A 2140-nucleotide genomic window follows, 5' to 3' on the forward strand; every position below is an offset into this window, starting at 1 on the left:
CATTTTGACTGCCCAGAGAGGGCCGTTGTAAACAAAAGCTGAGTATCCCTGAACGAGGGTTGCGCCAGCATCAAGACGCTCTTGTATTTGTTGTGCTGTTTCGATGCCGCCGACAGAAATAATGCACATTTGAGCTGGAACAATAGCTCTTATCTGCTTGAGTACCTCTAGTGAGCGCGAAGCCAAAGGTGCACCCGAGAGACCGCCAGCACCAATCGCTGCTACTTTGCCAGGATCTGACAGGAGACCATCACGACTAATCGTGGTGTTGGTGGCAATGATTCCATCTAGCTTGAGAGTGACGGCCAACTGAGCAATTTCTGCGATTTCTGCCTCAGTGAGATCTGGGGCAATCTTCACTAATAGAGGAGTGGAGCCTGCAGAGGACTTCACTGTTTCGAGCAGCGGCTTCAAGTGAGAGATTTCCTGTAAACCACGAAGTCCAGGGGTATTCGGAGAGCTGACGTTGACAACGAGGTAATCAGCCAAAGGTGCTAGAAGTTGTGTACTGATGAGGTAATCCTCAATCGCATTCTCAACTTCAGTAATGCGGGACTTTCCAATGTTCACACCAATAACTGGACGATGTTTCAGCGCGCGAAGCTTCTTCAAACGAGGGACAGCTGCTGCCGCTCCCCCGTTATTGAAACCCATTCGATTAATCAGTGCACGATCAGGGATAAGTCGAAACAGGCGTGGTTTTGGGTTGCCTGGCTGAGCATGAGCAGTCAGAGTCCCGACTTCAACATGGCCAAAACCAAGTGCATATAGCCCGGAAACCATGGTGACATCCTTGTCGAACCCTGCCGCCATTCCAAAGGGAGAGTCGAAGTGCAAACCTAAGGCCTGAACATGCAGTTCCGGCACAGGTTTGCTTGCCGCATGCTTGATTCCACGGATACCTGGCAGTCCTGCAAGTTTGATCACCAATGCACCGAGGTGATGTGCATCCTCAGGATCAAGGTATTTAAAGAACCCTTTGAAAATCAGGTTATAGAACGAGTGTTCCCCGTTGTGAGTTGCCACTACTTACTCAGCCTGACCGTTTTGACGCTCAGAACGAAGCGTTTGAACCGCCACTTCGAAATCTTCAAGCGAGTCAAACGCCTGATAAACACTGGCGAATCGGAGATACGCAACTTCATCGAGTTCGCGTAAGGACGGCAGAATGGCGAGGCCAATTTCATTGGCTTCAATTTGAGAAGCACCGGTGGCACGAATGGTTTCTTCTACCTTTTGAGCCAACACTGCAAGATCGGCATCAGTCACGGGACGACCTTGACATGCCTTACGAACACCCGCAACCACCTTTTCTCGGCTGAAAGATTCGACGACTCCTGAACGTTTGATCACGGACAAAGAAGCTGTCTCAAGCGTTGAGAAGCGGCCATTGCACTCTGGGCACTGGCGTCGACGACGGATAGAAAGTCCATCGTCACTTGTTCGCGAGTCAATTACTCGGGAGTCTGAATGGCGACAAAAGGGGCAATACATTCGACTAATTGTCCTCTGTGTTGAAACGGATATCTACAGCATCACCGTGTGCGGGTAAATCTTCATCATCGGCCAACACGCGAATACCCTGTGCAACTTCTTTGAGTGCATCTTTGCTGTATTCAATGATTTGTTGTGGCCGTAAGAATGTGTACGCCCCGAGACCAGAGGAGAACAAAGCTTGTCCAGCTGTAGGGAGAACGTGATTAGAACCGGCGGAGTAGTCACCCAGGCTGACGGGAGTGAAGTCTCCGACGAATACAGCTCCAGCATTCGTTATCTGAGGAACCAGTTGGGAAGCGTGTTCGCTCTGAATCTCTAGGTGTTCAGGTCCATATGCATTGGAGAAGTCCACGGCGACGGACAGATCATCAACGAGAACTATCGCTGATTGTGGACCCTCAAGAGCAATTTTTACTCGAGCTGAGTGTGGAGTAGCGCCTGCCTGTTTGCTGATTTCTGATTCGACCGCAGCAGCGAGTTCGACAGAGTCCGTTACCAGGACAGCGGAAGCCATTTCATCGTGTTCCGCTTGAGATATGAGGTCAGCAGCAACGTATTCAGCACGGGCCGACGAATCAGCAATGATAAGAATTTCTGTTGGTCCAGCCTCAGAATCAATCCCCACGCGGCCTCGTACAAGGCG

General features: G+C 50.6%; 3 protein-coding genes. All 3 read right to left on the reverse strand.

Annotated elements, in window-relative coordinates; translation table 11 throughout:
* Positions 1 to 990: quinone-dependent dihydroorotate dehydrogenase (locus tag Q0362_RS07265; protein ID WP_298121935.1), on the reverse strand; the 990-nt coding region annotated here is incomplete at its 3' end.
* A gap of 39 nt (positions 991 to 1029) precedes the next feature.
* On the reverse strand, positions 1030 to 1494 hold the full coding sequence (gene nrdR, locus Q0362_RS07270; protein ID WP_280795161.1) for a transcriptional regulator NrdR: 465 nt from the start codon (positions 1492 to 1494) through the stop codon (positions 1030 to 1032).
* Positions 1495 to 1498: 4 nt separating this feature from the next.
* On the reverse strand, positions 1499 to 2140 hold a 642-nt coding region (gene hisD, locus Q0362_RS07275; RefSeq protein WP_298121933.1), incomplete at its 5' end, for a histidinol dehydrogenase.

Source organism: uncultured Aurantimicrobium sp., assembly GCF_936931525.1.
Classification (GTDB): Bacteria; Actinomycetota; Actinomycetes; order Actinomycetales; family Microbacteriaceae; genus Aurantimicrobium.